Source organism: Streptomyces sp. RLB3-17 (genome assembly GCF_007113425.2).
Lineage (GTDB): Bacteria > Actinomycetota > Actinomycetes > Streptomycetales > Streptomycetaceae > Streptomyces > Streptomyces mirabilis_D.
On record NZ_CP041610.2, the window covers coordinates 5,173,693 to 5,198,163 of the forward strand.

The following is a 24,471-nucleotide window of genomic DNA, read 5'->3' on the forward strand; positions in this document are numbered from 1 at the left end:
GAATCCATCGACTTGATTTCCGCAGATAAACAGACGGACGGCCCGGGTGTGAAACCCGGGCCGTCTCAGGGGCACCTTTCAGGGGCAACGCTCAGGACGAACTCAGCCGCGGTGGCTCGCTCGCGCGAGGGCGGGCACGAAGCGGAGGGCGTCGACGGTGCCCACGCCGGTGGCCATGTCGTAGCCGTTGACGGCCTTGTAGCCGGTGACGCCTTCGTAGCTGTTGTTCGTGCCGTCGTTGACGTCGACGACGCCGGCGCTCTTGTCGTGGTGGGCGGAACGCTTGGAGAGGGCGTACAGCGCCTCGTTGATGTTGCCCACCCGGTGGCCGGCCGCCTGGTCGGCGAGGGCGACGATGCCCGAGAAGAGCGGGCTGGCCTCACTGGTGCCGCCGGTGACGTCCCAGCCGGTGGCGGTCGGGTCGAAGCTGGAGTAGATCCAGGCACCGCCGTTGACCGCGGCGGCCAGCGACACGTCCGGGGTGCCGCGGCGGGCGCCGACGACGTTCTTCACACCGTTCTGGAAGGCCGGGCGGGAGAAGACGTGGGACTGGCCGCCGCCGCCCGAACCGTAGTCGTTGTAGACGCTGTCGGGCTTGACGCGCTGACCCTTGTCGTTCAGGTGGAGCTGGGTGCCGCCGATGGAGGTGACCAGCGGGTCCGAGGACGGCCAGGAGTTGACGCGCTTGTTGTAGTAGGTCTTGCCGTCCGCCTTCAGGTCGGTGGCGCCGCCGTCACCGGAGGAGGCGAGGACGGTCACGTGCTTGCGGTTCGCGTCCTCGAAGGCGTAGCGCAGCTTCTTGATGCTGGAGAAGTCGCCCTTGTCGAAACCGGGGAAGGTGTCCTCGGTGGCGCCGAAGCTCTGGCTGATGACGTCGCCGACGCCGTGGTCGATCAGGTGCTTCTCGGCGTCCATCATCTCCGGCAGACCGGTGGTGCCCTCGGTCTCCGCGACGGCCGTCTCCACCAGGACGATCTTGGCGTCCGGCGCCACGGCGTGCGCCATCTCGACGTCCAGGGTGGTCTCGCCCGCCCAGCCGGTCATGTCGGCGTTCTTGGGATCGAAGACGGGAACCTTGCCCCACTTGACCACGTTGACCTTGGTGCTGCGCAGGCCGAACTGCTTGCTGTAGACGTCGAGATCGTGCTGGACGGTCGGGGAGCCGTACGAGTCGACGATGACGATCGTGCGCCCCTTGCCCGTGATGCCCTTCCGGTACAGCGCGTTGAGGTCGTACGCGGTGCGGTACTGGAGCGGGTTGTAACAGGCGATGTGCCACTTGGCTTGGCACTGCTCGCTGGAGAGCGGGCTGGCCACGTCGCGGACGAGGGTGTGCCCGGCGATGGCCGGGACGGCCTTGGTGTGCGGTACGGCGGCAGGCGCGGCGGTGGTGACGCCGGCCAGCGGAGCGGTCGCCAGCGCGGCGACGGCGAGGGCGGCGGTGGCGGCCGTGGAGGCCGCGACGCCGCGCCCGGTACGGGATATGTGCATGAATCCCCCTGGGTGGTCCTGAGTTGCACGGAGTGGTCTCCGTGCATCTCATCGAGTGAGACATGCACAGGACAAGACCATTGAACTGTCGATGTCGAACCCTTTACCCAAACAGCACCTGCGGCGCGAACGGCCCGCTTGGCCAGCACGTTCACGGCACGCGGACCGGCTGGGCAGGCAACCGGGCGGCGATCGCCCTGGGCGCCGTCGTACCAACGCCCGTCAAGAACGCGGCGTCGGCGGCTGCAGATCGAACGCGGCGGTGTTCAACGAGCGCCGCATGGCCCGCGCGACGGGCCGCTCGACGAAGCGGTGCACGAGGTACGACAGGACGATCAAAGCGGTCACCGTGGCCACGACCAGCGCCGAGGGGTCGATCCGGCGGCCGTAGTGGTGGGCGACGCTCATTCCGATGGTGTCGTGCAACAGGTACAGCGGGAAGGTCATCGCACCCGCGACGGTCAGCCCGCGCCAGCGGATCCGACGGGTCCCGCCGAGCGCGATGGCACCCATCACCAGGAAGAACACCGTGGTCACGAGGATCAGCCAGCCGCGCCACGGCGCCCACGTGGCCCAGTTGACGCGACCGCCGTGGGGTGCCAGCAGGAAGTGCAGCGCCAGCAGCCACGACATGGCGACGATCCCCCACAGCAGCGGCGTCGGTCGGTAGCGGTGCATGAGGTAGAAGGCCATGCCCGCGATGAAGTACGGGGCGGACGTCGGGTTCACGATCAGCGTGAGCAGCGGAATGTCGGCGCTGGGCGCCAGCACCGCGGCGACCGTCCACAACCCGCAGAAGATCACCACCCGTTGGTGGGTGAGGCCCTTCCACACCACGACCGCGAACGTGAGGTAGAAGCAGAGTTCCGGCCAGAGCGTCCAGTAGACCGAGTCCAGGTTGGACACACCGAGCGGGGTCTGCAACATCGTGAAGTTCGCGAAGAGCACCCGCGGGTTGGGGTGCCCGAACGGGGTGTCGGCGAAGTAGATGACGCACGCCGACACCACGATCGCGATCCAGTACATCGGGTACAGACGGGTGACGCGTGAGATGAAGAAGTCACGCGGGGTGCGCCCCCACGCGCTCATGCAGATGACGAAGCCGCTGATCAGGAAGAACAGGTCGACGCCGAGCCGTCCGAAGGCGAAGTAGGCGTGCGCCTGCGGGAAGGTGCTCTGGTACGGGCGGCCCCAGACGAACGCCATCGCCCCGGGGGTCTGGCCGACGAAGTGGAAGAGGACCACCGACAGCGCCGCCAGGAATCGCAGCCCGTCCAACGCGGCGAGCCGGTCCCCGCGGGCGCCCCGCCTGACCGGGATCACCCGTGGCGCGGGGGCCGCCCGCGGCAACGGCGCTTCCTCCGCGACCGCTCCCTCGAGCCCCTGTCTCGTGGCCACACCGGCCAGTCCCCTGCGATCATCCGCCTGGGTCATGCGCCCCCCGTTCCAGGGTCTTCCTTCTCTTTCGGACAGGCCGCGGAAGCCCCCGATCACATGCCCGACGGTCCAATGACAAGGTTGCCGGATTTGTGCCCTTCAGGCGGGGATGACGGCGCCGCCGAGGCCCACGGATGGCGCGTACCCAATGCCCACCGCGCGATTCGGGCCTGTCGGTGTGAGCCAGGCCTCACACGACGGGAGGCGGGGGCTGTGACGTGCGGAATCTCGCTTCGGGCTCGTCGAGCGAGGCGCCCGTGTACACCGCGAACGAAGGCGGGGCTGCGCGGGTCGGGAGTGAAACGTCGGACGAAGGTTCTGGAGCAGGCCTTCTACAGCAGGCCCAGGTCGCCGAGTTCCTTGTGGAGGTCGGCGCGTGGGTTGTCGGGGCGGGGCTGGAGGGCCGCCCGGGTGGTCGGGGCGGTGCCACCGCCGGCGTGGGTGTCCTTGGCGGGCCGGGGGCGCCGGTCCCGGAAGAGCCAGGCCCCGACCAGGCCGCCGATCAGGCCGCCGAGGTGTCCCAGCCAGCTCACCCCCGGCGTCCCGGGCACCGCCACGGTGAGCAGGTAGGCGAAGGAGGCCGCCATGACGACACCGATCAGCGTGTCGATCAGATGCCGGTCGAAGAGCCCGCGCACCACGACATAGCCGAAGTACCCGAAGATCAGGCCGCTGGCGCCGACCGTGTCCACGTTGCCCCGCTCGAGGAACCAGACCGTGACGCCGCTGGTCACCACGATGAGCAGGCTCAGCCCGAGGAAGCGGACCACCCCCCGGTAGGCGGCGAGGAATCCGAAGACGAACAGCGGTCCCGAGTTGCTCTCGATGTGTGCCCAGTTCCAGTGCAGGAAGGGTGCGGTGAGGATGTTGGGCAGCGTGCCGATGTCGCCGGACACCACTCCGTAGTCCCGCGAGAGTGCGTAGTGGTCGGCGAAGTTCGCGAGCTGCGCCAGCCAGACCAGCGCCAGGAACCCGAACATCACGAAGAACGCCTTCCGCGCCTCCGCGATCATCTCCTCGGGACCCATCGGCCCCGTACCGACCCGATCCCGTTCCGCCCCGCCCATGGCACGCTCCCCTCCCCGGCGGATCCGCGTCCGCTCCACGCCCACACCCCCAGAATGCCAGCAGCCACCGGGGCCCGGATCCCAACGGTCGGGGCCAGATTGTTGACGATTTTGTGTACCCATCCTACGGTCGGTAACCATCTCCCAGGAGAGCGGAGAGCTCGAGGAAGCCCGAGACGCTCCAGGAGCTCGAGACCGAAGGAGTACGTACGTGTCCCCAGCTACCGGCAGTGCCAAAGGCAGCGGCGCCGCGGCCAAGGAGCAGGCCCTCGTCGCGCTGCGCAGGGCCATCCTCGCCGGTGACATGGTGCCAGGACAGCGACTGGTCGAGGCCGAGTTGGCCGAGCAGTTCGACGTCACACGGGCCAGCGTGCGGGCCGCGCTGGTCGATCTCGCCGCCGACGGCCTGGTGGAGCGGATCCGCAACCGCGGGGCCCGGGTCCGTACCGTGTCCGTGAGCGAGGCGGTGGAGATCTACGAGTGCCGCATGGTGCTCGAGGGGCTGTGCGCGGCCAAGGCCGCCGAACGGGTCACCGATGCGCAGATCACACAACTCCTCGCGCTCGGCGAGCAGTTGCACGCCGCCGTCCAGGCCGCCGAGCCCCTGAAGTACTCCGAGCTCAACCGCCAACTGCACGACCTCGTCCGGGACATCTCCGGCCAGGACACCGCCGCCGAACTCCTCACCCGCCTGAACGCCCAGATCGTCCGCCACCAGTTCCGGCTGGCCCTGCAGTCCGGGCGCCCCCAGGTCTCCCTGGGCGAACACCTCGCCCTCGTCGAGGCCATCGCCGCGCGTGATCCGCAGCGCGCCGAGGCGGCCGCCCGTGCTCATGTGGCCAGCGTCATCGAGGCCCTGCGCGCCGTCGAGGGGTCCGGGACGGGCAGGGCCTGACCTCCGGGGGACGGTCAGGCTCTCGGCCGCAGGGGCGACCGAGAGTCGGGCCGGCGTTCCTCACGCCCGCCCGACCACCCCGCGAACGGGTCAGTTCTGGTACGTCTTGTTGCGGCCGGGGCCACCGGACAGGAAGTCCTTGCCGGCGCCTCCGTGCAGGACGTCGTTGCCGCTGTTGCCGTACAGCTTGTCGTCGCCCGCGCCGCCGTACAGGGTGTCGTTGCCACGGCCGCCCTGGAGCAGGTCGCGGCCCGCGTTGCCGTACAGCTTGTCGTTGCCGTCGTCGCCGAACAGCGAGTTGTCGCCGCTCGTGCCCGACAGGCTGTCGTCGCCCGCGCCACCGTGGCACTCGGCGCTGCAGTTGACGAGGGTGTCGTTGCCCGCGCCACCGTTCGCGCCCTCGTCGTAGACCCCGCCGCCGCCGGAGAGACGGTCGTTGCCGCCCTGGCCGTAGAGGACGTCGACGCCGTGGCCGGTCAGGGTGTCGTTGCCCGGCCCGCCGTAGATCCTCGTGTAACCGCCGCTGGTGTTGCTGGTCGTCGCGGTGTCGTTGCCGTCGCCGAGGTCGACGATCAGGGAGTCGAGATCGGACGCCGAGGTGTTGGGCTCGGTCACCGTGCAGACGGCCTTGGTGTCGTCGCCGCCGGCCGGGCGGACGCAGCCCGCGCCGAGGGAGATCCTGACGGTGTCGTCGAAGGTGTAGATGAAGTCGCTCAGCTGGGAATCCGGGTCGAACGCACCGAGCGCCCAGGAGATGGACAGGTGGTTCGTCTGACCGGCGGCCGCCGTGTAGAACAGCTTCTGGCCGACGACGACCGCGGTCGCGCTCCTGGCGGGCGCGGCCTGTGCCGCGGGGGCGGCGAGGGTGACGGCCACGGCGGCGGTGGCGAGCGCCAACGCCCTCGGCAGAGCGGTGATGCGGCGACTGAACATGGTGGGTTCTCCTCCACGGGGCCCGATGGGCCCAACGGGGCCCTGGGGGCCGATGAGGTCCGCGCGTGAGTCCGTGCGCGTGTGGTCATCCCGTTCGACGACGTCCTCCACGGGGGAGTTGTGGCTCCGGTCGTACAACTTTTCGGCGTTCAGAGGGAGTTCACTTCTGGTTGCTTCTGTTGTGGTGTGGACACTTCCGGGCGTTGGCGGGAGCCCGAGATCAGCAGCGTCGCGGCGATCGAAGTGATCGCCATCACCGTCATCGCCGTTCCGGGCGAGGTGAGTTGGGCGACCGATCCCGCGAGCGCCGCGCTCACCCCCTGCATCGTGAGCATGCCCGAGGAGTGCAGTCCCAGGGCATGTCCGCTCAGCTCGTCCGGGGTCAGGGCCATCAGGCGTTCCTGCTGGATCAGACTCGCCCCGAAGCCGACCGAGGCGAGGGCGACCGCGCCCGCCGCCACCGCCACTCCCGGCCGCAGCGCGAACAGCAGATAGGGCGTCGCCAGGAGCAGCAGGAACGGGATGCCCAGGCGACCGCGGACCGCGGGCGGGACGAAACGGCCCGTCGTCACATCGCCCACGAACATGCCGAACGCCGCGAAGGCGAAGAGCAGACCCGCCCGGTCCGGGGCGTACGACACGTACAGGGACTCGCAGCCGACGATCAGACCGTTCGGGATCCACAGGAGCAGGTACGTCGTCCGGCGCGGGCGCGAGGACCACAGCACCGCGTTGGTACGCCAGGTCTGCGCGATCGAGGGGCGGCCGGTGGCCCGCGGCGCCCGGCGGGTCATGCCGAAGCGGGTGATCAGGGCCGCCGCGAGATACAGGACCGCCGCGCCCGCCAGCGTGGTCCTCGGCGAGAGCACCGCCACCAGGACGCCGCCCGTCGCGTAACCCGTGATCTGCGTGAGGCCGTTCGCCATGTTGAAGACCGAACGGCCCAGCAGATAGCCGTCCTTGGACAGGATCTCGTTCAGCAGACCCCAGCGGACACCGCCGCCGAGGGACGAGACCAGACCGAGGACGGAGATCAGGAGGAACAGCCCCCACACCGGAAGGCCCGGCGTCACCATCACCGCCGTACCGACGGCGAAGGACAGGGCGATGCCCGTCATCGTGGCGCGCGGCGCCAGCCGGTCCGCCGCCGACAGCAGGGTGGTCGCGCCGACCACCTGGGCGAGCTGCGGCCCGAACATGCTCACCGCCGACAGCAGCGGCGAGTCCGTCGCCCTGTACACCAGCGTCCCGACGGCCAGGCCGGCGATCGTCGAGGCCGCCGAGTTGAGCGCGGAGGACAGGAAGAGAGGGGTGAACTCCCGGGTGCGGAAAAGGTCGGAGTAGCTGCGCATGCGCGGAGTCTCGGGTGGCGCCCGGCGTGGTCGTTATTGTTTCGCGGAGAAGCGAAACCACGCGGGGCCATGGCCGGCGGGAGAGAAGCGGCGGGAGGTGCGGATGGGCTGGTGGCAGATCAACGCCGACACCCTCGCCCGCACCCGTTTCGTGCTCTCCCCGCTCGCCGAGACCTTCGCCGCCGTCAAGCTGTTGCACGCGGGGACCGCCGCGCACCCCGGGGAGCGGGCCTGGCTCGACGCCCACCTGCCCGCGTACAAAAGGCGGCTGTCCGGTGACCCCGTCACCGCGCTGCTCATACGGTCCGGGCTCGGGCGGAACTGGATCGCCGACTTCCTGACACCGACGCCGCGCGGCGAGGCCGACTTCGAGGAGGAGGTCGCCCGGGTGCGGGAGGCGTCGGCGGCGGACGCGCGGGCCCATCTCACCGTCTCCCTCGCGGGGCCGCTGCCCGCCGCCCTGCACCGCGACGACCTCCCGGAGCGCGCCGCGGACCTGCTCACCCACGTCTGGACCGAGGCCGTACGCCCCTACTGGGACCGGCGGCGGCGCGTCCTGGAGGCCGATGTCGTCGCCCGGACCGCGCGGTTGAGCCAGGGCGGCTGGGCGGCGGCCCTCGACGCGCTGCGGCCGGGCACGCGCTGGCTCGGCGACAACCGGCTGCAGGTCAATCTCCACGAGTACCCGCCGCGCGAGATCTCCGGCGCCGAGCTGGTGTTCGTACCGATCACACCGCAGCGGCACGGCTGGGTGTCATGGGAGGAGCCGGACCGGTACGCCGTCGTCTACCCCTGCTCGGGCGTGCTCGCCGACACCGGTCCCGAGGCCGTGCCGGAGAGCCTGGGCGCGCTGCTCGGGCCTGCCCGCGCCGGGGTCCTCGTCCTCCTCGACTCCCCCATGAGCACGACCCAGTTGGTGGCCCTGACCGGGCAGGGTCTCGGCTCGGTCGGACGCCATCTGAAGGTGCTGCTGGACGCCCGGCTGGTACGGAGGGGGCGGGCCGGGCGGTCGGTGCTGTACTCCCGTACGCCCGCCGGGGAGGTACTGGTGAAGGCCCAGCGGGAGTAGGCACGGAGGGGCAGGCACCCCGGGTCACCGGTTTCCCGGACTACTGGTGCCGCTGGATGCGCGGGGCGCCGGTCACCGACATCATCAGCGAGTACAAGGACGTGGACGCCGTGATGAAGAGGCGGTTGTTCTTGGGGCCGCCGAAGGTGAGGTTGGAGACCCTCTCGGGGATCAGGAGCCGGCCGATGAGGGTGCCGTCGGGGTCGTAGCAGTGCACCCCGTCGTCCAGGGCGGCCGCCCACAGCCTGCCCTCGTCGTCGAAGCGGATGTTGTCGAAGTGGACACCACTCTTTGCTTCTGCGAACGTTTTCCCGTCCGTGAGGGTGCCGTCGTCGCGTACGTCGAAGACGCGGATGCGGGCGGCGCGGGAGTCGGAGACGTACAGCTGCCGTTCGTCGGGCGAGAAGACGACGCCGTTCGGCCCGTCGAAGCCGTCCGCGGCGAGCCGTACCTCGCCGGTAACCGGGTCGAGGCGGTAGACGTGACACGCGCCGATCTCCGACTCGGCCCGGTGGCCCTCGTAGTCGCTCAGGATCCCGAAGTCCGGGTCGGAGAACCAGACCGAACCGTCCGACCGTACGACCGCGTCGTTCGGGCTGTTGAGCCGCCTGCCGTCGTAGCGGTCGGCGAGGACGGTGACCGATCCGTCGTGCTCCGTCCGGGTCACCCGGCGGTTGCCCTGCTCGCAGCTGATCAGGCGGCCCTCGCGGTCCAGGGTGTTGCCGTTGGTGTTGCCCACGGGGGTGCGCAGGACGCCGACCGTGCCGGTGGGCTCGTCCCAGCGCAGGATGCGGTCGTTGGGGATGTCGCTCCAGATCAGCTGGCGCCAGGCGGGCACGTACAGCGGGCCCTCGGCCCAGCGGGAGCCGGCGTGGAGGATCTCCAGCCTGCCGTCGCCGTTCGTGCAGCGGCCGGTGACGAATCGGTCGTCGAGTACCTCGTAGATGCCCTTGATCGTGTTCGCTGTGGTCACGTTCGCGACCCTACCGAGCGGAAGGGGACGTGGCCGGGCGGACGCCGAGCGCATGCCGGGCGGACGCCGGGCGGACGCGGGGCGGAAGACGGGCGGCGGCCGGGGCGACATCAAGCGGAGTTAGCATCCGTTTATGACTACTGACAGTTCAAGCAGTTCCGTGCTCGACGTCCAGATCGACTCCCTCCAGGGCGGCACCGCGGACCTCGGGCAGTACCGCGGCCAGACCGTGCTCATCGTGAACGTGGCCTCCAAGTGCGGGCTGACCCCGCAGTACGCGGGGCTGGAGCGGCTGCACGAGCGGTACGCGGGGCAGGGCTTCACCGTGCTCGGTGTGCCCTGCAACCAGTTCATGGGGCAGGAGCCCGGCACCTCCGAGGAGATCGCCGAGTTCTGCTCCGCGACCTACGGCGTCACCTTCCCGATGACCGAGAAGGTCGAGGTCAACGGGGACGCGCGGCACGAGCTCTACCAGCGTCTCGTGAACACCGCCGACGGCGAGGGCCACACCGGTGACATCCGCTGGAACTTCGAGAAGTTCCTGATCGGGCCGGGTGGAGACGTGGTGGCGCGGTTCTCGCCGCAGACCGAGCCGGAGTCGGCGGAGGTCGTGGCGGCGGTGGAGAAGGCGCTCGCGTAACTCCGGGTTCCGCTCCGGAAAGCCGTGGGTTGACCTTGCCCCTGGGGCAGGGAGCAGCGTCCTGTGTCACCGGGCGGAAGGCGCCCGGTGACGGAGGATGGGCTCGTGCGACAGGAACTGCTCACGATCGGCGCGTTCGCCGCCCGCGCGCGGCTCTCGCCGAAGGCGCTTCGGCTGTACGACCGGCTCGGACTGCTCGCTCCGGCCCATGTCGACGAGGTCAGCGGATACCGCTACTACCGCGCCGACCAGGTCGAGCGCGCCCGGCTGGTCGCGCTGCTGCGGCAGCTCGACATGCCGCTCGCGCGGATCGCCGAGGTGGTGGAGGTCGGGGCGGCGCAGGGCGCCGTGCTCCTCGCCACGTACTGGGCGGATGCCGAGGCGCGGTTCGCTTCACAGCGAACGCTCGCCGAGTACCTCCGTGGACGGCTGTCCGGGAGGAGTACCGAGATGTACGGGAAGTTCGTAATCGAGACGGTGGATGTGCCGGAGCGGGTCGTGCTGACGGAGAAGCGGCACACGCTGGCGGATGAGCTGCCGGTCTGGATTCCGGCCTCGCTGGCGCGGCTGGAGGACGGGGCGCGGGAGTGCGGTGGGACGACCGGCTCGCCCTTCGTCGTCTATTACGCCGAGGTCAGCATGGAGAGTGACGGGCCCGCCGAGTCGTGCGTGCCGGTCGCCGACGAGGAGGCTGCGCGGGCGTGGGCCGAGAAGCGGGGGCGGGCGTCGGGGATCGGGGTGCGGGTGGAGCCGGCGCGGCGGCTCGCGTACGCGCGGATCACCAAGGCGCAGGTGGCTCATCCGCAGATCATCGCCGCGTTCGAGGCGGTCGAGGCATGGATCGGGGAGCGGGGGCTTTCGTACGACGGTCCCTGCCGCGAGGTGTACTTCGCGGACTGGGATGCGGCGGGGCCGGAGGACGCGGTGTGTGACGTGGCGTTTCCGGTGAGGTGAGGTGAGCGGCGGGGCGGGACCGGGAACTTTCTTCGCCCCCGCCGCCCCTACCCGTCCCATCCCCAACCTGGGGGCTCCGCCCCCAGACCCCCATCGGCCTGAACGGCCTCGTCCTCAAACGCCGGACAGGCTGAAGATGCGGGCCGGGGTGGGTGGGCCATCGACCTCGCCCTGAAACACCGACCGAGCCCGGACTTTCAGGCGCGGGGGGATGCGCCTGGGGGCGCGGGAAACTGCGCGACCAGCCCCCACCGGCCCACAGACGAAGAACCTCCGGCAGGCGGAGGACGTGGGGCGCAGCCCCACCCCTAGGGGCGCGGGGAACTGCGCGAGCAACCCCCACCGGGCCGCAGACGAAGATGCATCCGGGGTGGAGCCCCGGTCCCAGGGGGGCGGGGGGCCGGGCCGGTCGGCATGTCCGTCAGGTCAGCGGAGTTCCTCGGGGCACGGGGTTCCCCGGGGGAGTTGGTACGGGGCCGCCAGGCGGTAGGTGCCGGGGGCGGGGGCAAGGAGCTCGGTCCACTTGTCGCCGGAGGCGTTCTCCGCGGTCTCCATGAGGCAGCCGTTGAGGTTGTCGTACGTCTTCGGCGTACCCTCCGCACGGTGCTTGGACTTCTGCGTCTCCTGCGGAGCCTTCACGCTCTTGCCCTTGGCGTCGACGAGCCCGAGCCACGGGGAGTACGGAATGCGGATGAGAACGCGGCCCGCCTTCTTCACCTCGATGATCAGCTCGCCCTGCTCCGCCCGGTCGACGACGGCCGGCGGATCGGCCAGCGGCGTGGGATCCGTGACCGAGAAGAGCTGCCAGTTCGCGTCGCCCCAGACCTGGCGGAGGTAGGGCATGCCGCGCTGGACCAGCCGGCGCTCGCGTTCGCCGCCGTCCCCGTCCGGTTCGCCCTTGGGCAGCACCACGTAGTGGACGGCCCAGCGCTGCAGCCACTCGTGGTAGTTCGCGGAGTTGAGGGTGTCGTCGTAGAAGAGCGGGTTGCGCTCCATGTCGGCCTGGCGGTTCCAGCCGCGGGCGAGGTTCACGTACGGCGCGAGCGCGGACGCCTCGCGGTGGGAGCGGGCGGGGACCACCTCCACGCGGCCCTTCTCCGCACCGACGACCTGGAGCTGGTTCACCAGCGGAGCGAGCTCGCGGGCCCAGGACGCCGCCGGTGTCGTATGGATGATGTCGTCGACCGACTTGAAGCCGATCCACCCGACGAATCCGGTGAAGGCGAGGACGGTCACGTACCACTTGCGTGACTTCGGCACGGTGAAGGGGAGCGCGGCGAGCAGCACGACGCCCTCGAGCAGCATCGCGAGGCGGGTGATGTTCGAGCCGATCTGCGAGCTGATCAGCCACACGAGGAGCACGGCGAGTCCGTACACCGCCGCCGTGATCCGGACCGTCTTCCACTCCTTGGGAACGAGCGCGAAGACCAGCCCGGCGGAGATCAGCGGCAGCGAGGCAGAGCCGAAGGACATCGGCTGGGTGCCGGAGAAGGGGAACAGCCAGGCCGAGAGCGCGACGACGACGGTCGGCGCGATGCCGAGCGCGTACGCGCCGGGGCGGCGTTTCTGGAGGAAGAGGGCGACCGCGACCAGGCCCACGAACAGCCCGGCCACCGGCGAGGCGGCCGTCGCCAGTGCGGCGAGCGGCGCCGCGCACAGGGCCTTCGCCCAGCGCTTGTAGCGCCAGCGGTACGGCCAGCAGAACACCACGGCCGCCGCGGCGAGCCCGAAGACCATGCCGAGGCCGTACGTCACCCGCCCCGACACCGCGTTGCAGATGAGCGCGAAGACGCCCGCGAAGGCCGGCGCCAGCGGCTGCCGTATCGCACGGCTGCGGATGAGGATCATCGTCAGCAGGCCCGCCGAGATCGTCCCGGCGATCATCATCGTCGTACGGACGCCGAGGACCGACATCAGATACGGCGACACCACGCTGTACGACACCGGGTGCATACCGCCGTACCAGGCGAGGTTGTACGCCGAGTCCGGGTGTCGTCCCACGAACTCCGCCCAGGCGTCCTGCGCCGCGAGGTCTCCGCCACTGTTCGCGAAGGTGAAGAACCAGACGACGTGCAGGAGGCCCGCCACGACGGTGACGAAGGCGACGGGGTGGCGCAGGGCGAAGGCCTTGAGGCGGGTACGTCGGCCCTGCGTCCCGGACTCCGACACCTTGGACTCCGACGTCTTGGACTCCGGTGTCACGGGCTCCCGCGGCTCGTCGTCCGTGAGGCCGTCGTCAACGAGGTCGTCGGTGGCGTGCGCGGGCAGCCGTATTCGCGAGCCCGGTCCGCGATCCGGCTCAGGACCTGGTCCAGGGCCAGGATCGGCGTCGTCGGCGTGTGTCGGCTCCGCTGTCGCCACTGCAAGGCTCCCGTGTCCCGTTTTCTCGTGTTCGGCCCGGGACCCGCGGCCCGCGACCTGCCCCGATCTCGCGACGCTAGCACGCACCCCGCCGGGCAGCTCCCGGGTGGGGCGCCCCGACGGGGTGCGGTGCGTTCGTGCCGCGCTCACGGCGGGCTCATGGCGCGTTCACATGGCGTTCGGGGCGCTTCCGGCGTACGGGGGATACGCCCCCTGCCGGAAGCGTGCCCCACTCGTACGCCCGTACCCGTACCCGTACGCCCGCACCCTCCCGCGTACGTCCGCTCAGCTCACTGTGTACGGCCGCTCAGCTCACGCGGGTCAGCTTGGCGCCGAAGCCCGGCTCGGCGAGGTCCTTCTGGAGCTCGACGGGAACCTGCACGGCACTGCTGCTGCCGCCGTCGCCCACGGTGAGCGAGCCCACCTTGGTGCCGGCCTTCGCGGAGTGCGGCAGCTCCGAGGAGACGAAGGACAGCTTGACCTTGAGTCCGGCCCAGCCGACCGCCGTGACGTCCTTGGTGATCACGACCGGCGTACGGCCGCCGAGCCCGTCGTCGACGTAACCGACGACATCGCCCTTCTTCAGGATCGTCGCGGACTTCAGCGAGGCCTGCGCGGCGCGGATCAGCTTGTCGCCCGCGGCCAGGGCGCCGCCGAGGATGGTGTTGTCACTGCCGCCGGGGCCCTGGCTGATCACCGCGCCGACGATGGTCCGCACCTCGCCGCCGATCTCCTTGGTCGCCGCGAAGACGAGGTTGCCGCCGGCCGCGGTGGTGGTGCCCGTCTTGATGCCGATGACGTTGTTGGAGCCGACGAGGTGGTTCCAGTTGCTGTGCCGGGTGCCCTTGTAGTCGGTGTACTCCATCATCCGGGCGACCTCGCGGAAGGAAGCGTCCTTCATCGCGGCCTTGGCCAGCTTCACCTGGTCCGCGGCCGTGCTCACGGTCGTCTTCGTCAGGCCGGACGGGTCGGTGTACGTCGTGTTCGTCATCCCGAGGTCCTTGGCGGCGGCGTTCATCTTGGCGACGAAGGCCGTCTCGGAACCGGCGTCCCAGCGGGCCAGCAGCCGGGCCACGTTGTTCGCCGACGCGATCAGGACGCCCTCCAGGGCCTCCTTCTGAGTGATGGTGTCGCCCGCGTGCACGTTGACCGTCGACTCGTCGCCGGCGTCCGACTGGTCCTGGGCCTTCTGGTCCACCTTGATCTTCGCGCCGTCGCCGGACTTGATCGGGTGGTCGCGCAGGATCAGGTACGCCGTCATCACCTTGGCGACGCTCGCGATCGGCGCCGCCTTCTGCGCGCCGGACGTGCCGAACGAACCGATGCCCTGGACGTCGAGCGCGCCCTGCCCGGAGGACGGCCACGGGATGGAGGCGTCGCCGCCGCCGAAGGTGTAGCTGGACTCGGCGGTGAGGTCGAGCGTCGGGGTCGGCAGCGGCCGGAGCGACTGTGCGACCGCAAAGATGACCGCGAGCAGCAGGACCAGCGGCGTCCAGATCTTCACCCGCCGCGCGAGCGTCCGTACCGGGGTCTGCGGGGGCGGGGGCGTGTTCGTCAGCTCGGCCAGCAGGTCCAGCGGCGGCTTCGGCGGCAGCGGCTGCTGCGTGGTGCGCTCGGGGCCGACCTGCGGGAGGGCGGCGGTGGCGTCGGCGGGGGCCACCTTGGTCGGCGAGGAGGAGGCGGAGGGAACGGGCGGGGTCGCGGTGGTCTTCGGCTTCACCCTCGACACGGGTTCGTCGAGGGGCTTGAGGGCCACGAATTTGCTGGTGCGCTCGGACGGGGACTCGGGCTTCGGCCGGTCCGCCTTGGACTGGTCGGCCTTCGACTGCTCGACCTTGGGCTGCTCGGCCTTCGGCTGGTCCGCGGGCTTGTCGGTGGCCGGCTTGGCACCGCCCAGCTTGAGCATGGTGGTGGGCTGGTCCACCGCCGGGCGCTTCGGCGCCTTGAAGATGGCGGTGGGCTGGTCGACGGGCGGCTCGGGCGCGTCGTCGGTGTCCGGGGCGTCCTTCGCGGACGGCGAGTCGTCGGCGGATGCCGAACCGTCGGCGGGCGGCGTGTCCTTGGAGTCCTTCTGCGCCGCCGAGTCCTCGGAGTCCTTGGCGTCCTTGGCGTCCTCGACGTCCGAGGAGGCCTCGGGGCTCGCGAAATCTTCGAGACCTTCGGAGTCTGCGGAGGTCTCGGAGGTCTCGGAGGTCTTCTCCGCGGTCTCCTCCGAGGGCTCAGACGTCTCGGACGCGTCCTCCGGAGAGCTCTTCGCCTCAGCCGGCTTCGCGTCCTCGGTCTCGGACTTGGTCTCGGCCTCGGTCTCGGACTCGGACTCGGGCGCCGTCTCGGACTCGGGCGCCGTCTCGGACTCGGCGTCCGACGTGGACTTCGCGTCCGTCTTCGGCTCGGCGTCGGCATCGGTGTCGGCGTCATCCGCCACCGTGCCCTCGGCCTCAACTTCACCCTCGGACGCGGACTTGGCGTCAGAGTCCGCGTCGGAAGTGGAACCGGAGTCGGAGTCGGAGTCGGAGTCGTCATCAGCGGCGGCATCGCTGTCGGCACCGGCGTCGGCGTCGGACCCAGAAGCCGACTCCCCGTCAACCTCGCCCGCAACCCCAGCCGCAGCCTCAACCTCGGCCTCAACCTCGGCCCCAGCCTCGGTCTCAGCCTCGGCCCCGGTCCCGGCCTCCGCCGCCGTACCGGCCTTCTCCGCGCCCTTGGAGGCCTTGTCGGGGCCCTCCGGGCCCTTGGAGGCTTCCGGAACCTCAGACTCCCCCTCAGGGGCCTCCTCGTCCGCCCCTGCGACCCAGGCGGCCACGGCCTCGCGCAGTCGCGCGTCCTCCCCGGGACCGGGACCCTTCCCTCCGGACCCGGCGGAACCTTCCGCCAACGCCCGCGTCGAGAACACCGCCGTCGCCTGATCCACCCTCACCGTGGCGGCCCGTTCGCGGGCCACCGCCAGACGGGGGTCGGCCGCCGCCGCCGCGGCGGCCCGGTTCGGGCCCGCAACCGCGGCCGGGGTCCCCGGCGTCGCTTCTGCCGACGATGCCGACGCCTCGTGCTGCTTCGACCTGTCGGGGGACTCGCCCGCCACCGATGCCTCCTCCGTGCGCCACCCACCGGGCGCCCAACGAACCGTGAACCCTTGACCCGCCGCCCGGACATCGCTGTCCGAACCATGTACCAGTGTCCTGTGTGCGGGCTTAACCCCTGCGGTAGACGAGAACGACATACCTGCTGGTTCCATCACGAACCGGTCAGGCGCTCTCGACAGACCAATGTGAGAGGGGTCACCCTGTCATTCATCCACGCGGGGAGGCATGGATGGGCAGGAGCCGCAGAACTCTTCCGGAAGAGCTTCTGCTGCTGGCGTTGGACCCGACCACGGGTACCACTGCACAGCCGCAGTCGCTCGACCTCGGTCTGGCCGGAGCACAGCTAGTAGAGCTGGCGCTGGCCGGACGGATAGCCCCAGACGGGGATCGTATCGCCGTGGTGCAGCCACGGCCGACAGGAGATCCAACACTGGACTGTGCGTTGGAACTGCTTCGCCGACGCGGAGCACCCGTACGCGCGGTCAACTGGATTGGCGGACCCCGACTGGGGCTGCGCCAGACCTATCTCTCGCATCTGGAGAGGTGCGGCATGGTCCATGCCGTGGCCGGCCAGATGTGCGGGGTGCTTCCGACGACTCGCTACCAAGCGACGGACACGGAGATCAGCCGGGAGATCAAGTCCCGGCTGGACAGCGCGATCCGCACCGGCGTACCGCCGGACCCGCGGACCGCGGCGCTCGCCGCGCTGGCCCATGCGGTCGGTCTCGGCAAGCACCTGTATCCGGGCAACGAGGGACGCTCGTCCCGCTCCCGGCTACGGGACCTGATCAGGCATGACCCCATGGGCGGCCTCGTGGCCCACGCGGTCATGGACGTTCAGAACGGTGTGGGTGCACAGCCACGCCGCAACCCGGCACCGGCAGGCCGTCCGGCCACCGCCGGAGTCAGGTCCGCACCGGAACCCGCCCGCGGTGTTCCGATGCAACCGCGCCACGGTTCCATGGCGCGCGCCGTGGTCCACTGAGCCGCAGTCCCACGGCGCCACCAGGCACCGTACGCACCACCACGCACAACAGCACCGCCACGCACCACAAAGAGCACCGCCACGCACCGCCGGCACGACCTCAGCGCCGCACCGCAGTCCCCAAGACCCGGTTCGGGAGCCGCTGGCTCGCGCGGGGCGGTGGGGCCGTACGTCCGGACGACGACACGGCCCCACCGCCCCGCGCGGCCGCATTTCACGGGCGCCGCGCATATGCGGACGGTACGAGTGAAGGCGACGTACACGTACGCGATCCGCGTAATATCCACGCCAGATCTCCGAACCGGCGTGTACCCAGCGCATATCCGGTGTTTTCCAGCGGTAGAACGCACCTTGGTGGCAGTCTGCTCAACAGCAGATACGCAAAGTAGAGGCCCGCAGCCGGAGGTGCACGTCCCGTGGCGTCAAGTGTCAATCCCACCGTCCGGCGACGCCGGCTGGGCCAGGAGCTGCGTCGGCTCCGCGAGCTCAAGGGCATGACGGCCGAAGAGGTCGCCGAGCGGCTGCTGGTCTCGCAGTCGAAGATCAGTCGGCTGGAGAACGGACGGCGCAGTATCAGCCAGCGTGACGTCCGCGATCTGTGCGGGGTCTACGAGGTCGAGGACCACCGGATCGTCGATTCGCTGATGCAGATGGCCAAGGACTCGCGCCAGCAGGGCTGGTGGCACTCCTTCGGCGACATCCCGTACAGCGTCTACATCGGGCTGGAAACCGACGCCGCGTCACTTCGCGTCTACGATCCCCAGGTCGTCCCGGGTCTCCTGCAGACCCGGCCGTACGCCGAGGCTCTGATCGCGGGCGCGCTGCCGGAGACCGCTTCCGCCGACATCGACAAGCGCGTCCAGGTCCGGCTGCGCCGACAGGAACGTATCTCCGCCCCGGAGAACCCGCTTCGGCTGTGGACCGTCCTCGACGAGGCCGCCCTGCGCCGCGTCGTCGGCAACCGCTCCCTCATGCGCGACCAGCTGGAACACCTCGTCGAACAGTCCCAGCTCCCGCACGTCACCGTGCAGGTGATCCCCTTCGACATGGGCGCGCACCCGGGCCTCAACGGGCAGTACGCGATCCTGGAGTTCCCCGACGCGGCCGACTCCAGCGTGGTCTACATCGAGGGCGTCACCAGCGACCTGTATCTGGAGAAGGCGAACGACGTCCAGAAATACAGCGTGATGTACGAGCATCTGCGGGCACAGGCCCTGAACGTGGAGCAGTCGCGGCAGTTCATCGCGGACATCGCCAAGGAGTACGCGCGCTGACGCGCACCCCGGAGAACGGGCCCCCAGCGGGAAAGTGCCGCAGAGTACACCCTCACCGCTCCTGGGCGGAAGACTCCACTGGTATATGCCACCCGGTCGAGTGAACGGCCACTTCGCCCGCCGATGTTGGCGAGTAGCGTCGATCACGCCATCGAGCAACAACGTTGGCGCAAACCGCACGGCGAGTTCCGTAGCGAACCCGTCGTGCGGTGACAGCAACTCTCAACAACTGGCTATCCGGAGCGAACATGGCAATCCAGCAAGGCGCCACGGACACGTGGACCAAGTCCTCCTACTCCACCGGCAACGGCGCATGTGTCGAGGTCAAGTCCCCGGTTCTCGCGGCGATGGCCGTACGGGACTCCAAGGTCCCCGCGGGCCCCACGCTGGCGTTCCCCGCGAACTCGTGGAACGCCTTCGTGGCCGAGGTCAGCCGGGGGGCTTTCGACCTCGCCTGATGCGTCGACACCTGCATCCACCACCACCACAACTGCACCGACCAACCGCATACGCACCACCGAAATAGCCCTCTCGACTGGCCCGCCGTCCTGGCCGAGGGGGCTATCCCCTTTTTTGGCTCGGTTCGCCTCCGGGGCGCAGCTCACTCGCCGTAGGGCGCCGCCTGTTCAGCGCAAGGTGTCCACGTAGCGATCTGTTCCCGGCACCGTGGGGATGAAGGGGGCCACCAGCTCCACCTTCCCCAAGCCCCCTTCCGCCACCGCCTCCTCCAGTCCGCCGAAGTGGTCCTCCCAGCACTCCCTCGGGTCCGTCTCCAGGAACCACAGGAGGGTCAGCCGGGTGTCGACGCCCTCGACCTGCTTCACATACGTCATGCGGTCGCCGGGGAGCGGGGTGGGGCGGAAGACGGTCACCATCGCGGCCGGGGAGCCCGCCAGGCGCCGGGGGAGGTGGCGGGCGCGCAGCCACTCCAGCAGTTCCGCGCGCCGGTCGGCGGAGTCGGCGTCGACGACCTGGAGGACGAGGCCCGCGTAGGGGTGGTCCAGGGCGTGGAAGTCGCGGGGGCCGGCGGCGCCGTCGCGGTACACCGTGGCCGCGTGGTCCTGGAAGGCCGTGAAGACATGTGTCCGGTCCTGGTACACGCGGCCGTCGCGATTCAGCCGTTTGTTGATGCCGACGGTCCACCTCATGTGGTCGTCGTAGCGGCCCTCGGTGACCCAGTACGTCGAGAGGTAGCAGCCGGCGGTGACCGGCTGGGCGACCGCCGACTTCTCGGGGTACCGCAGGAGTTGGAGATCGCGGGTGGCGACCCAGCGGCGGCCCGCGTACATCCAGGGCATGGCCATCGCGCCGGCGTAGTAGTGGTCGTCCTCGTACCAGCGGTTGTACGCGTACTCGTGGCCCGGGTGCGGCTCGACCATGGTGATCAGGGCGTGACCCGGATGGACGCCGTACGGGCCGAGGGCGGCCAGTTCCGCGTACACCTCGCTACGGGTCTCCTCCGACATGACGATCCCCTTCCTCGCTCTTCCTTCCTCCGCCGGACGCCCATACTCTGACGCCCCGTCAGACAATGCGCCATAGTCACGTCAACCTACGGCGAGTGAGCCGAAGGGGCCGGCTTCTGCGCCCCGGAGGCGAACCGAGCCACAAGAAAAGGGGAGGCTTCCGATGTCACTGCTCGCGGGGAAGACGGTCGTCGTCTCGGGGGTCGGGGCCGGGCTCGGCCATCAGGTCGCGGCGGCCGTCGTACGGGACGGGGGCAACGCGGTGCTGGGGGCGCGTACGGAGGCCAATCTCGCCTCGTCCGCGGCCGAGCTCGACCCGGACGGCGCGCACACGGCGTACCGGGCCACGGACATCACGGACGAGAAGCAGTGCGAGGCGCTCGCGGAGCTCGCGACGGAGCGGTTCGGGCGGATCGACGCGGTGGTGCACGTGGCGGCCTGGGACAGCTACTTCGGCGGCCTGGAGGACGCGGATTTCACCACCTGGCAGTCGGTCATCGACGTGAATCTGCTGGGCACCCTGCGGATGACCCGGGCCTGCCTGCCCGCGCTGAAGGTGTGCGGCGGCTCGGTCGTCGTCATCGGGACGCAGTCGTCGGTGGCCGCGCCGAGCCAGGTGCGGCAGGCGGCGTACGCGGCGTCCAAGGGCGCGCTGACGAGCGCGATGTACTCGCTGGCGAGGGAGCTGGGCCCGCATCGCGTCCGCGTGAACACCGTGCTGCCGGGGTGGATGTGGGGGCCGCCCGTCGAGGCGTACGTCCAGTTCACGGCGCACACCGAGGGCGTACCTGAGGCGGACGTCCTGCGGCGGCTCACCGAGCGGATGGCGCTGCCCGAACTGGCCACGGACGGGGACGTGGCGGACGCCGCGGTGTTCCTGGCGTCCGACCGGGCGCGGGCGATCACGGGGCAGTCGCTGCTCGTGAACGCCGGCGAACTCATGCGCTAGGCGAACTCATGCGCCGGCGGAAGCGATGGTGGATTCCAGTCGGCCGTCCCCTCCCAGCCGTGCGGGACCCGCATCCCGTACGCCTGATCGACTTGTCGGTGTGAACCTGCCTGTGCGGTCTGACGAAGTGCCCGCTCATGGTGTGGTCCACGTCACGAGCACGACAACAGCCGTACGGGTAAAGTGGAGGCAAAATCGTTCTGCTTTCTGATCTGTGTTCATATCTGTGACCGGGAAAGGTCTTGACCGCCCCCTCCGAACGGCGGTTCAATCCCCAAAGTCCCCGCTCCCGCACGGGGACGCCGCCCATGTGCGTACTGGCGAAGTGCCGTCCGGTATCTGCAGGTTCACAAGGCGGACCCCTGGAGGGGGCACATGAACGGCTTCGACTGGGCCGTCCTGGTCGCGTACTTCGGCGTCATGACCGCGATCGGTGTCTGGTCCCACAAACGTGTGGACGACGTCAGCGACTTCTTCACCGCGGGCGGCAAGATGCCCTGGTGGCTGTCCGGCATCTCGCACCACATGTCGGGCTACAGCGCGGTGATGTTCACCGGGTACGCCGGTATCGCGTACACCTACGGCATCACCTCGTACGTCACCTGGGCACTGCCCATCGCCATCGGCGTGCTGCTCGGCGCGAAACTGTTCGCGCCCCGGCTCAACCGGCTGCGCTCCCGGCTGCACGTGGCCTCACCGCTCGAATACCTCAAGGACCGCTACAACGTCCCGACGCAGCAGGCGCTCGCATGGTCGGGCATCCTGCTGAAGATCGTGGACGTCGGTGCGAAGTGGGCGGCGATCGCGACCCTGCTGAGCGTCTTCACCGGGGTCACGCTCACCCAGGGCATCCTCATCACCGGTGGCATCACGGCCGTGTACTGCACGATCGGCGGTCTGTGGGCGGACGCGCTGACGGAACTGGGTCAGTTCGTGATCCAGTTGCTGGCGGGACTCTCGATGCTGATCATCGTGCTGAACAAGATCTCCGACCAGGGTGGCCTGTCCAAGGCCCTCGACTCGCCGAAGCTGCACGGTCACGCGAACGGATTCGCGGGCCCGTATCTGACGGTGTTCTTCATCGCGTACCTGTTCATCAAGCTGTTCGAGTACAACGGCGGGATGTGGAACCAGGCCCAGCGCTACATGGCGACGGGCAGCGCCAAGCAGGCCACGAAGTCGGCCTTCCTGTCCGCCGGGCTCTGGTTCGTATGGCCGGTGATCCTGTTCATCCCGATGTGGCTGTCGCCGCTCCTCGTCACGGCGAAGAAGCCGGACGGCTCGGACGCGTACGGTCTGATGACCGAACAGCTCCTCCCCCACGGGCTGCTGGGTCTGGTCGTGGTCGGCTTCTTCTCGCACACGATGGCCATGTGCTCGTCGGACGCGAACGCGATCGCCGCGGTCTTCACCCGGGACGTGGTCCCGGTGCTCTCCAAGGCCGCGCGTGCCTGGGACACCCGGACCGGCCTCATCGCGGGGCGGATCACGACCGTCGCCTTCCTCGGCTTCTCGATGGCGGTGGCGACGCAGGTCAACTCCCCCACCTTCAAGGACATCATCACGGTCGTCATCAAGTGGGTGGCCGGGCTCATGGGGCCGATCGCGATCCCGTTCATCCTGGGTCTGCTGCGACCGTTCCGTAAGTCCGGTCCGACGGCGGCGCTCACCAGTTGGGCGTGTGGTCTGCTCGCGTTCTTCTTCGTCAACTACAACCTGGACTTCTCCCAGCGCACCGATGTGAAGCTGGAGTACCAGGTCTCCGTCCCGATGGTCATCTCCCTCGTCCTGTACATCCTCATCGGCTTCCTGAAGCCCGAGGACACGCCGGAGCGGGACGCGATCATCGAGAAGATCAACACGGATGACGACGGGGACGGGGCCGCTGCCGCGGCGGTCCCGGCTCCGGCGGAGGCCGCGGACGGGGCGGGGACCGCCAGCCCGTCCGGCGTCTGAGAACCCCCCGCGGCCGGCAGTCGGACGGCTGCCGGCCGCGGGGGCCTCAACGCGGGCCGTCGTCTGGCTGCGGGGCGCTGGGGGCTGGTCGCGCAGTTCCCCGCGCCCCTCGGGCGGGGCTTCGCCCCGGATCCCCGCCCGTCCCGAGTCGTCCGGCTGCGGACCGGCGGGGGCTTGGCGCGCAGTTCCCCGCGCCCCTTCAGGGCGCGGGGAAGGTTTATGCCCGCGGGTAGCGGGCCAGCCAGCCCGGTGCGGAGCCGGACGGGCCGTGCAGGGCCGGGCCCTGGGTCATCTCCATGGCGAAGTCGTCCGCCAGGGCCAGCATCGTGGGACGGCCCTCCAGCTCGGCCAGCCAGGCAGGCGGGAGGGCCGTCTCGCCGTGCAGGGCGCCGAGCAGCCCCCCGGTGAGCGCGCCGGCGGCACCGGAGGGCCCACCCTGGTTCACCGCGAGGCACAGACCGTGCCGGATGTCGTCCCCCACCAGCGCGCAGTACACGGCGACCGCGAGCAACCCCTCCGCCGTACCGTCCCCGGCGAGTTCCTCGACGCGCCCCGGCGTCGGCATCCCCTGCCGCACGGCCCCCAGCGCATGCTGGAGCGCGTCCGCGACGGGCTGCTGCCCCGGCCGCGCCGCGAGGATCGCGAGCGCCCGCTGCACGGCCCCGTCGAGGCTCTCGCCGCGGGCCAACGCGTGCACGATGACGGCGTACGCGCCCGCCGCGAGGTACGCCGTGGGGTGCCCGTGCGTCTGCGCGGCGCACTCGACGGCGAGCTGCATCACGAGCTGCGGCTCCCAGCCGACGAGCAGCCCGAAGGGCGCCGAGCGGGCGGCGGCCTCGGGCCCGAGCTCGCCGGGGCTCTTGGGCGCGTCCAACGTGCCCATGATGTCGTCGCCGAAGCCGATCAGGCAGGCGCGGGCCGGGTCCCGGCGGGCGTACAGCCACTCCTCGCGGGCCAGCCAGCCGTCGTCCTTGCGGCGCTCGTCGGGGCCCCAGTCGCTCTGGGTGGCCGCCCAGCGGCGGTACGCCCGGTGGAGGTCGGTGGGCGGATGCCAGGCGCCGGTGTCACGGCGCACCTGGGCGCGTATCAGACCGTCGAGGGAGAAGAGGGTCAGCTGGGTGAGGTGGGTGACGGAGCCGCGCCGGCCGTGCCCGAAGGCGAGGTCGACCAGCCCCTCCGCGCCGTGGGCCTCCCGGATCCGCTCCAGGGTGAGCCCGTCGACCGGCGCCCCGAGGGCGTCCCCGACGGCCGCGCCCAGCAGGGTCCCCCGTACCCGGCTACGGAAGTCCTGCTGCTCCGCACGGCCCCAGACGGCACCGGCTGTCGCACCCACCGAGACCTCCCCAGGCACCGTCCGTACGTCCGACAGCTCAGCACTGTAATCGACCGGGAACGGTCCGTTCAGGGGCCCGATCGGAATACGGAGTGCGGGTCAAGTGAACCCACCCGGTCAGGTTGCGAAGGCTCCCTCGACGATGTGGCCCAGGTGAGGGCCGGGATCCAGTCCCAGGCCCAATCCGTCACAGTCCGGCCTCCGCCTCGGCCGTCTCCCGGATCGAGCGAATTTCGACATGGCCTCTGTCGGGTCC

At 70.2% G+C, this 24,471-nt stretch carries 19 protein-coding genes; 9 read left to right on the forward strand and 10 right to left on the reverse strand.

Annotation, left to right across the window (positions count from 1 at the left end; translation table 11 throughout):
- Nucleotides 1-102 precede the first annotated feature (102 nt).
- From FNV62_RS23490 to FNV62_RS23500, 3 genes are all read right to left on the reverse strand, one after another.
- Entirely contained in the window at nucleotides 103-1,491 is a 1,389-nt protein-coding gene (locus FNV62_RS23490) for a S8 family serine peptidase (RefSeq protein WP_054228332.1), read from the reverse strand.
- Between the two features lie 222 nt (nucleotides 1,492-1,713).
- On the reverse strand, nucleotides 1,714-2,925 hold the full coding sequence (locus tag FNV62_RS23495) for an acyltransferase family protein (RefSeq protein WP_143627017.1): 1,212 nt from the start codon (nucleotides 2,923-2,925) through the stop codon (nucleotides 1,714-1,716).
- A gap of 335 nt (nucleotides 2,926-3,260) precedes the next feature.
- Nucleotides 3,261-3,995 carry a rhomboid family intramembrane serine protease gene (locus tag FNV62_RS23500; protein ID WP_143608392.1) on the reverse strand — a complete coding sequence of 245 codons (735 nt, stop codon included), beginning with the start codon at nucleotides 3,993-3,995 and terminating at the stop codon, nucleotides 3,261-3,263.
- A gap of 211 nt (nucleotides 3,996-4,206) precedes the next feature.
- On the opposite strand from FNV62_RS23500, the gene FNV62_RS23505 reads away from it, so the two are divergent.
- Nucleotides 4,207-4,890 carry a GntR family transcriptional regulator gene (locus FNV62_RS23505; protein WP_054234366.1) on the forward strand — a complete coding sequence of 228 codons (684 nt, stop codon included), beginning with the start codon at nucleotides 4,207-4,209 and terminating at the stop codon, nucleotides 4,888-4,890.
- 90 nt (nucleotides 4,891-4,980) lie between these two features.
- On the opposite strand, the gene FNV62_RS23510 is transcribed toward FNV62_RS23505, so the two are convergent.
- Together FNV62_RS23510 and FNV62_RS23515 are read right to left on the reverse strand one after the other, a co-directional pair.
- Nucleotides 4,981-5,823: a calcium-binding protein gene (locus tag FNV62_RS23510; RefSeq protein ID WP_143627019.1), complete on the reverse strand. Its 843-nt coding sequence runs from the start codon at nucleotides 5,821-5,823 to the stop codon at nucleotides 4,981-4,983.
- Nucleotides 5,824-5,972: 149 nt separating this feature from the next.
- Nucleotides 5,973-7,175 (reverse strand): MFS transporter, encoded by a 1,203-nt coding sequence (locus FNV62_RS23515; RefSeq protein WP_143627021.1) that lies wholly within the window; start codon nucleotides 7,173-7,175, stop codon nucleotides 5,973-5,975.
- 103 nt (nucleotides 7,176-7,278) lie between these two features.
- Here FNV62_RS23515 and FNV62_RS23520 point away from each other — a divergent pair, with 103 nt between their 5' ends.
- The gene (locus FNV62_RS23520; protein ID WP_054234369.1) at nucleotides 7,279-8,244 is read left to right on the forward strand and encodes an ArsR/SmtB family transcription factor; all 966 of its coding nucleotides are present in this window, start codon (nucleotides 7,279-7,281) and stop codon (nucleotides 8,242-8,244) included.
- Between the two features lie 40 nt (nucleotides 8,245-8,284).
- Here the strand turns inward: FNV62_RS23520 and FNV62_RS23525 are convergent, their stop codons facing one another.
- Complete coding sequence (locus FNV62_RS23525; protein WP_225900346.1) at nucleotides 8,285-9,217, reverse strand: SMP-30/gluconolactonase/LRE family protein; 933 nt, start codon at nucleotides 9,215-9,217, stop codon at nucleotides 8,285-8,287.
- Between the two features lie 133 nt (nucleotides 9,218-9,350).
- Here FNV62_RS23525 and FNV62_RS23530 point away from each other — a divergent pair, with 133 nt between their 5' ends.
- Both FNV62_RS23530 and FNV62_RS23535 read left to right on the forward strand, forming a co-directional pair.
- Complete coding sequence (locus tag FNV62_RS23530; RefSeq protein ID WP_054234370.1) at nucleotides 9,351-9,857, forward strand: glutathione peroxidase; 507 nt, start codon at nucleotides 9,351-9,353, stop codon at nucleotides 9,855-9,857.
- Nucleotides 9,858-9,962: 105 nt separating this feature from the next.
- Entirely contained in the window at nucleotides 9,963-10,811 is an 849-nt protein-coding gene (locus FNV62_RS23535) for a MerR family transcriptional regulator (protein WP_375336755.1), read from the forward strand.
- A gap of 426 nt (nucleotides 10,812-11,237) precedes the next feature.
- Here the strand turns inward: FNV62_RS23535 and FNV62_RS23540 are convergent, their stop codons facing one another.
- Together FNV62_RS23540 and FNV62_RS23545 are read right to left on the reverse strand one after the other, a co-directional pair.
- Nucleotides 11,238-13,172, reverse strand: a complete 1,935-nt coding sequence (locus FNV62_RS23540; protein ID WP_143627023.1) for an MFS transporter — start codon at nucleotides 13,170-13,172, stop codon at nucleotides 11,238-11,240.
- A 307-nt stretch (nucleotides 13,173-13,479) separates the two neighbouring features.
- A complete protein-coding gene (locus FNV62_RS23545; RefSeq protein WP_143627025.1) occupies nucleotides 13,480-16,251 on the reverse strand; it encodes a D-alanyl-D-alanine carboxypeptidase in 2,772 nt (923 codons plus the stop codon).
- A 230-nt stretch (nucleotides 16,252-16,481) separates the two neighbouring features.
- On the opposite strand from FNV62_RS23545, the gene FNV62_RS23550 reads away from it, so the two are divergent.
- The 3 genes from FNV62_RS23550 to FNV62_RS23560 all read left to right on the forward strand — a co-directional run bounded on the left by FNV62_RS23550 (nucleotide 16,482) and on the right by FNV62_RS23560 (nucleotide 18,969).
- Entirely contained in the window at nucleotides 16,482-17,237 is a 756-nt protein-coding gene (locus FNV62_RS23550; protein WP_054234374.1) for a GOLPH3/VPS74 family protein, read from the forward strand.
- A gap of 416 nt (nucleotides 17,238-17,653) precedes the next feature.
- Nucleotides 17,654-18,511, forward strand: a complete 858-nt coding sequence (locus FNV62_RS23555; protein ID WP_054234375.1) for a helix-turn-helix domain-containing protein — start codon at nucleotides 17,654-17,656, stop codon at nucleotides 18,509-18,511.
- Nucleotides 18,512-18,759: 248 nt separating this feature from the next.
- Nucleotides 18,760-18,969: a DUF397 domain-containing protein gene (locus tag FNV62_RS23560; protein WP_054234376.1), complete on the forward strand. Its 210-nt coding sequence runs from the start codon at nucleotides 18,760-18,762 to the stop codon at nucleotides 18,967-18,969.
- A gap of 168 nt (nucleotides 18,970-19,137) precedes the next feature.
- Here the strand turns inward: FNV62_RS23560 and FNV62_RS23565 are convergent, their stop codons facing one another.
- A complete protein-coding gene (locus FNV62_RS23565) occupies nucleotides 19,138-19,977 on the reverse strand; it encodes a hypothetical protein (RefSeq protein WP_054234377.1) in 840 nt (279 codons plus the stop codon).
- 163 nt (nucleotides 19,978-20,140) lie between these two features.
- Between FNV62_RS23565 and FNV62_RS23570 the strand changes: the two genes are divergently transcribed.
- A complete protein-coding gene (locus FNV62_RS23570) occupies nucleotides 20,141-20,926 on the forward strand; it encodes an SDR family oxidoreductase (protein WP_143627027.1) in 786 nt (261 codons plus the stop codon).
- 375 nt (nucleotides 20,927-21,301) lie between these two features.
- Nucleotides 21,302-22,882, forward strand: coding sequence for a sodium:solute symporter family protein (locus FNV62_RS23575; protein ID WP_054234379.1), 1,581 nt, complete (start codon nucleotides 21,302-21,304; stop codon nucleotides 22,880-22,882).
- Nucleotides 22,883-23,099: 217 nt separating this feature from the next.
- On the opposite strand, the gene FNV62_RS23580 is transcribed toward FNV62_RS23575, so the two are convergent.
- Complete coding sequence (locus tag FNV62_RS23580) at nucleotides 23,100-24,215, reverse strand: ADP-ribosylglycohydrolase family protein (RefSeq protein ID WP_054234380.1); 1,116 nt, start codon at nucleotides 24,213-24,215, stop codon at nucleotides 23,100-23,102.
- Between the last annotated feature and the right edge of the window lie 256 nt (nucleotides 24,216-24,471).